This window comes from Sulfurimonas sp., from assembly GCF_047622445.1.
In the GTDB taxonomy this organism is placed as follows: Bacteria; Campylobacterota; Campylobacteria; order Campylobacterales; family Sulfurimonadaceae; genus Sulfurimonas.
Window position 1 is genome coordinate 1 of record NZ_JBLHOE010000102.1, and the last position, 7237, is coordinate 7237.

The window sequence follows — 7237 nt, forward strand, 5'->3', positions numbered from 1 at the left end:
GACACCTAAGCTATATAGGAGATTCTCAAGTTGATGAGGGGACAAATATTGGTGCGGGTGTTATCACATGTAATTATGATGGAATTAAAAAATATAAAACTATCATTGGTAAAAATGTTTTCATTGGCAGTGATAGCCAGTTAGTTGCTCCAATCCAAATCGAAGATGATGTAATGATAGCAGCAGGAACCACTGTTACAAGTGGTAAAATCAAGACAGGATCACTTGCAATTAGCAGAACAAAACTTCACAGTGTAAAAGATTTTTATTATAAATTTTTTAATAAAAAATAAGCATAAGAGATTTTTACTATAACATTAGATATAATCACGTTAATTATATTTAAGGGCAACGATGATCATTCCAGATAATTTATTGAAAAATAAAAAAATACTTTTAGGTGTTACTGGATCTATTGCTGTATACAAATCTCTTGAACTTACTCGTCTTTTTATTAAAGCAGGAGCCCAAGTGAGAGTTATTATGAGTGATTCTGCTAAAAAATTTGTCACTCCTCTTTCTTTTGAGACACTAACTTCGAATAAAGTCCTTGATGATACAAATGAATCTTGGGTAAATGATCATAACCATATAAAAATATCTGAGTGGGCTGATTTGTTTGTTATAGCACCAGCTACAGCAAATACTATTGCAAAACTAGCAAATGCAATTGCTGACAATATTTTACTTCAATGTGCCCTTGCCTATCCGGCTAAAAAACTTTTGGCACCTTCTGCAAATACAAATATGCTTGAAAGTCCCTTAACTCAACAAAATATAAAGATGTTACAAAATGCCAACTATGAACTTGTAGATACGCAGATAAAAGAATTAGCTTGTAAAACCACTGGCGATGGTGCTATGGCTGACCCTCTAGATATATTTTGGCATGCAACAAAAGTTCTTCTACAAAACGAGTTTTATAAAAACCGTACGGTTATAGTTACAGGTGGTGGCACAATAGAAAAGATAGATGATGTTCGGTATATCTCTAACTTCTCAAGTGGAAAAATGGCTTCTGCTATGGCAAGTGCACTTTATTCTATGGGTGCTGATGTGCATTTGATATCCACAAAATTTGAAGATAACATTCCTAAAAGTATACATACGATTGAAGTGCAAAGCTCGGCTGAGATGATACGAGAGCTTATAGATTCTATAAAAATCACTAAAACTGAGAAAATACCTTACCTTTTTATGGCTGCTGCTGTAAGTGACTATGTTCCAAAAGATGTCCTAAAAGGAAAACTTAAAAAAGATACACTTGGTAATACTTTTGAGTTAGCTTTAACGAAAAATATAGATATTTTAGATTCAATAAATAAAAAAGGATTAGTTACTATAGGCTTTAAAGCTGAAATGGATGCTTCTAAAGCGCAAAAAAGTGCTTTAAATATGCTCCGTACTAAAAAGCTAGATGCAGTTTGTTTAAATATTCTCAAAAACTCATCAAGCTTTGGATCCGATATGAATGCAATTGAATTTATAACTACTAACAAACAAGAATCACTCAAAGATACAGATAAATTGAGCCTTGCCTTTGAGATTTTAAAATATGCACAAGAGATTTAAATGAATAGAGCTAAACACATTGCTATCATCATGGATGGAAATGGCCGTTGGGCCGAACTTCAAGGGAAAAAACGGATAAAAGGCCATGAAAAGGGTGCTCAAGTCGTTAAAAGCATTACTACATTTTGTTCTGAAAATCCTGAAATAGAAAGATTAACACTATATGCTTTTTCTACAGAAAACTGGAAACGTCCACGATTAGAAGTTGAGTTTTTAATGAAACTTCTTGAAAAGCACCTTACAAATGAGCTCAACTCTTACATAGTAAATAATGTTCGATTTGAGCCAATTGGGGATTTGAGAGAATTTTCAAAATCTTTACAAAAAACTATTCAAAATGTAAAAGAAAAAACAGCACACTGTGATGGATTAGTACAATCACTCGCTTTAAATTATGGTTCTCAGAATGAAATACTAAGAGCTGTAAACAATTTGAAAAATCAAGATGATGATATTACACAAGTAATGCTAAGCAATGCACTAGACTGTAAACATTCTGTTGATTTACTTATTCGAACAGGTGGAGATCATAGACTTTCAAACTTTTTACTTTGGCAGGCAGCTTATGCAGAATTATTTTTTTGTGATACACTTTGGCCAGATTTTACAACAGAAGAATTAGAAAAAATCATTAAAAAATTTACAAAAATCGAAAGAAGGTTTGGAGGACTTAAATGATAGAAATTATACTCTTTACTCTTTTAGGTCTTCTTCTTGGATCTTTTTTAAATGTTGTAATTATCCGTATCCCAAATGATGAAAGTGTAATATTCACATCTTCACACTGTGTTCACTGTAAAGAATCCTTAAAGGCATGGCATAATGTTCCATTACTTTCGTGGGTCTTTTTACGTGGAAAATGCTCTTTTTGTAAAGCGAAAATTTCTATACAATATCCTTTGATAGAATTACTTTCAGCACTCATATTTTTTAGCTTAGCAAATAAATATGGAGTAAGTATACCTCTAGTCTTTATTGGTCTTAGTTTTTTAATGCTCTTAGCCTTAGCCGTGATAGACTTCAAATATAAAATGATTCCTGACTCTATAAATTTATTAGCAATTTTTTTCGCTATTATAGGCGCCTGGAGTATCTCTGGAGTTTTCTTAAATTTCCAAAATGCTCTTCTTTTTGCAGGTGGGTTTACTTTACTTAGGTTCTCACTTTCTTACTTTTTAACTTCATCTGCACACAAAACGATTAAAAAGACACAAACATCTTGGACGAAGAACTATCATACTTATCCATTTATCGAAGCTATGGGAGAAGGAGACATTATGGTTGCTGCTACTATGGGAGCTTTGCTTGGCACGGAACTCACTCTCGTCGCAATCTTTTTGTCAGCCTTACTTGCACTTCCAATTATGCTCTCCCTTCGAAATAAGTCAGCAGAAGAGCAAAGAGTGCCTTTTGTTCCATTTTTAGCTCTTGCAACTTTTATTGTCTACATAAATGATACACCAATAATGCAATATATTGAGGCAAACTATTAATGAATAGACTTGAAAAATATATTATAAACAACCTTTCAATGCTCTTTTTATCCATCTTTTTGGCACTATTTGCTATAGCCTCTGTAATTTTTCTTATTAAACTAGCTACATATACAGCTATTATTCAACTTAGTGTTTGGGAAATGACAAAGCTGTACATTTTTGTAGTGCCTGAACTACTTTTTTTTACCCTTCCAATAAGCTTTTTTGTTTCAGCGGCGCTCACTATTCATAGGTTATCAAATGACAATGAATTAATAGTTTTATTTGCTCTTGGTATTCACCCAAAATTTATTGTAAAAACCCTATTTAAACCAGCTTTATTATTAACTTCACTTCTAATTTTAAATTTCTTTGTGATACTTCCTCATACAAAGATTTTATCAAAAAACTTTATCTCCTACAAAAAAAGTGAGGCTAAATTCAACCTCGCGGCATCTGAGTTTGGACACAAGTTTGGAAATTGGTTACTGTACCTTGGTTCAAAAAATAACGATGAAACATATTCTGATATCTTTTTATTTAATAAGAATGAGAAAGAAGAAGTACTCATTGGGGCTAAAAAAGCTCATATAATTAATGATGCTGGGATTTTAAGACTTAAGCTTACAGATGGTGAAGGGTATAGTTACTCAAAAGAAAAATTTTCACAAATTGACTTTGATACAATGTACATCAACGACACATTAACATCAGATATTATACCGTATAGAACAACAATGGAGTACTGGAAAAAGTCCATGGTTCATTGGAAAGAGTCCAAGGGTCGTGATAAAAAAATACCTATGTTTATTCGAAACACTCTTTTAAGTTTATTCCCTATCTTTAGTTTATTCTTAGTACTAAGTATCAGTGTAATGCATGCGAGGCATCAAAAAAGTAAAATTTACCTCTACTTATTCTTAGGTATAGCAATCTACTACGGAGCTACGATAGGGTTACAAAAGTCTCTTTTATTTTATACTATACCTATCGTGTCCACTGTCTGGTTAATAGTTACCTATGTTATTTACAAAAAAACCATTTTGTCGAGATTTTAATGAGGTGTGCTTTAAATATAGCATATAACGGGACATATTACTTAGGCTCCCAATCACAGACACAAACTCCAAATACAATACTTGGAAACCTTCAAAAAGTATGTATTCAGCTTGGTATTTACTCCAAAATAATAGCTAGTGGAAGGACAGATAAGGGTGTACACGCTACAGGACAAATCTGCCATATGGATTTACCATCATTTTGGAATGACTTAGTAAAGCTGAAAAAAGTTCTCAATGAAATGCTTCCAACCTCCATCAGAATTAATACAATAATAGCTGTTGAAGATAACTTTCATGCGAGATATGGAGCGAAGCAAAGAATTTATAGGTATATTCTAAAGGAAGGGCTTAGCAATGCATTTGAAAATGATTTTGTAACTTTTGTGAAAGAGCTAAGCTTTGATGAACTAGAAAAAAATATTAAACTATTTAGGGGAGAACATAACTTCAAACAGTTTATGAAAACAGGAAGTGATGTAAAATCTACAACTAGAGTTATTTATAAAGCTTTTGGATACAGACATAAAGGCTCAATAGTCTTACATTTTAAAGCAAATGGTTTTCTACGCTCACAAATTCGCTTAATGGTTGGAGCATTATTACAACTTAATACAGAACAAATTAAAGAACAACTAGCATGTAAAAACTCTTATAAAATTAAACCGGCCCCTAGTAATGGTCTTTACTTAGCAAAAATTAAATACTAGTTCTTGAGACCGTAAAATAAAGAGGTTGAGAATTATAAATGATCCGATTTTTTATTTTTTTAAGTCTATCGACGGTTCATCTATATAGAATCCTTGAGAGTAATCGATCCCTAATTCCTTTACTTTATCCAGTACACTGCTTGAATGAACATATTCTGCTATAGTTTCAATTCCTAACTTTCGGGCGAATTCTACTATAGTTTCTACGATGAGATAACAAGTTTTATCTACATCTATGTCCTTGATTAAGGCTCCATCTATTTTTATATAATCTGCATTCATTTTCATTAGATACGAAAAATTCGAGTACCCACTTCCAAAATCATCAATAGCTATTTTAGCGCCAAAACGTTTTACTTCACTAATAAATCTTTCAACTTTTTTAAAATCTTGTATAGCCTCAGATTCTAAAAGTTCAAATGTAACGCGGTTTGATGCAGAAGATTTTTTTAAAGTATCCAAAATATATTTATTCATATCACTACTCATAATATCTTCAATGGATAAATTGATATTAAATTCTAAACTATTATCTTTAAATGCTGCAAAAGACTTTTCAATAATTATTTTTGTAACAGCACTATAAACCTTGATTTTTTTCGAAACAGGTATAAATAGAAGTGGTGAAAGTACCCTATTATTTTTATCAACTAGTCTAGCTAAACATTCATACTTGATAATCTCAGAGGTTCTGTTATCAATAATAGCTTGATAATAAGGAAATATTTTTGAAGATTCTACTGCACTTCTTACTACCCCAGAGAGTTCCAAGTTTCTTTCATAGTCATTTTCAAACTTCATTCTGTCTTCATATATCCAAAATGGAAGTCGCATTTCTTTAGCATACTTCAATGCCATAGAGACTTTAGAAAATATTTGATTCGTATCTTGATTAGCTGATGAAGCAAGTGTAATATCTATATATATTTCAATATCTTGATATTTAATTACAATATTATTTGCAGTTTTATATAGCTCACTTAAATAACTTTTCAAGTCATAAAAACCCATATTTTTATCTAGTACAAATGCAAATTCATCACCAGAAAGTCTATAAATACTTCGTTCTGGTAAAAATTTCTTCAAACACTTCCCAACTTCTTCTAATACGTAGTCTCCAACCATAAAGCCATAAAAATTATTAATGATTTGAAAATTGTCTATATTTATAAGAACAAGTCCAAAGTCTTCACTTTCTTCTAAGTCTTTACGTAATTGATAAACATTTGGCAAATTTGTTAGGTGATCTGTAAAGTACCTACTAAAAAGCTGATTTCTATAATCTTTAATACTTATGTTTTTATTAATATTTTCTAAGTGAAGCTCTTTAAGTATCTCGTTACTTATGTCTATTGTATCTATATCTTTATTGAGCGTAAAAACGCTCAACAAAGTTTCTGATTTATCCTCATGTTGTAAAACTATAAGATTAGCCTCAGGAATATTTTTCAACAAATCTCTTTTTAAAGTTTGTACTAAGACAGTATTATGCAGATACGAGGTAATATGAATTAAAGTTTGTCGTTTATGTAATTTTTTTACTTGAGCTATTGCCTGAGGAATTTCGCTAGAAGAATGTAATATAAAATTAGTTATTTCTAAAGCGTTATTAACATTGTTCAATATGTCCTCCAAAAAATCTACTTAATCGTGATAGAATGTATTCTATCACATTTTTAAGTTACTTGTATATTATAAGTAAAGAGAATCTAATGTAAATATATATAAATGCAAAAGGAGAGTGTAAATCTAACTGTGTAAACCCACCTTCTATCTCTAAATTACTTAGTATATTTGCTTTTTCTTAGATATTAATGCTTTCACTAGAGCATTTCTCATAGATATGTAAGTATCTCTATTTTGTGTGATAATACGCTGAGCATTACTCATTTGGCGTACCAAAGTGTCCATACTATTTTGTAGTTCTTTATATTTAGAAATAATACTTTGTTTAATCATCTTTTTAGACAATTCTTCTTTTTCTTTCCTAAGCTCTATAATATAATTTTCTGTAGGTTTTATATCTATTCGTAAATTTTTCTTTTCTTGCTCATTATTAGCTATTTTTAATGCGTGTATATATCTATCTAATTTTTTATTAGCATTAGATATTTTTATTTCAAGATTCTGTTTTGACTTAATAAAAACTGTATGGTATTCAATTGGAGAAAGATTGTTAATATATAAAGCTGAAATTTCTTCTTTTAGTTTAAATATTGTTTTGCGCAAGATAACAATTGATTTTTCAGTTTTAGTATAAACCTTTGCAATTGATAACATAGAAATAACATTCCATCGTAATCCATCTTTTGCTGCTATAACAGGTACTTTAAATTTATAACCTCCAACAACAATTACATCTGAAGAATAATAATTTAAAAACTCAGTCATATAATTATTGTCCATAGAAATTTCATCTAAT

Annotated in this window: 7 protein-coding genes and 1 pseudogene; 6 read left to right on the forward strand and 2 right to left on the reverse strand. The window is 30.6% G+C overall.

The window, feature by feature from the left end; all coding sequences use genetic code 11:
* From ACI9TV_RS15430 to truA, 6 genes are all read left to right on the forward strand, one after another.
* Positions 1–293 (forward strand): DapH/DapD/GlmU-related protein (locus tag ACI9TV_RS15430; protein ID WP_415251712.1); only part of this gene is annotated, 293 nt, incomplete at its 5' end.
* Between the two features lie 61 nt (positions 294–354).
* Positions 355–1572 (forward strand): bifunctional phosphopantothenoylcysteine decarboxylase/phosphopantothenate--cysteine ligase CoaBC, encoded by a 1218-nt coding sequence (gene coaBC / locus ACI9TV_RS15435; RefSeq protein WP_415251713.1) that lies wholly within the window; start codon positions 355–357, stop codon positions 1570–1572.
* Positions 1573–2250 (forward strand): polyprenyl diphosphate synthase, encoded by a 678-nt coding sequence (gene uppS, locus ACI9TV_RS15440; protein ID WP_415251714.1) that lies wholly within the window; start codon positions 1573–1575, stop codon positions 2248–2250.
* Entirely contained in the window at positions 2247–3065 is an 819-nt protein-coding gene (locus tag ACI9TV_RS15445; protein WP_415251715.1) for a prepilin peptidase, read from the forward strand. Before uppS ends, ACI9TV_RS15445 begins: the two co-directional genes overlap by 4 nt.
* Positions 3065–4105 (forward strand): LptF/LptG family permease, encoded by a 1041-nt coding sequence (locus ACI9TV_RS15450; RefSeq protein ID WP_415251716.1) that lies wholly within the window; start codon positions 3065–3067, stop codon positions 4103–4105. Before ACI9TV_RS15445 ends, ACI9TV_RS15450 begins: the two co-directional genes overlap by 1 nt.
* Positions 4105–4815, forward strand: a complete 711-nt coding sequence (truA, locus tag ACI9TV_RS15455) for a tRNA pseudouridine(38-40) synthase TruA (protein WP_415251717.1) — start codon at positions 4105–4107, stop codon at positions 4813–4815. The genes ACI9TV_RS15450 and truA overlap by 1 nt, the downstream gene beginning before the upstream one ends.
* 51 nt (positions 4816–4866) lie before the next feature.
* Here truA and ACI9TV_RS15460 read toward each other — a convergent pair whose 3' ends face one another.
* Both ACI9TV_RS15460 and ACI9TV_RS15465 read right to left on the reverse strand, forming a co-directional pair.
* A complete protein-coding gene (locus ACI9TV_RS15460; RefSeq protein ID WP_415251718.1) occupies positions 4867–6438 on the reverse strand; it encodes an EAL domain-containing protein in 1572 nt (523 codons plus the stop codon).
* 162 nt (positions 6439–6600) lie between these two features.
* Positions 6601–7237, reverse strand: a pseudogene (locus ACI9TV_RS15465) (hypothetical protein); the annotation flags it as partial.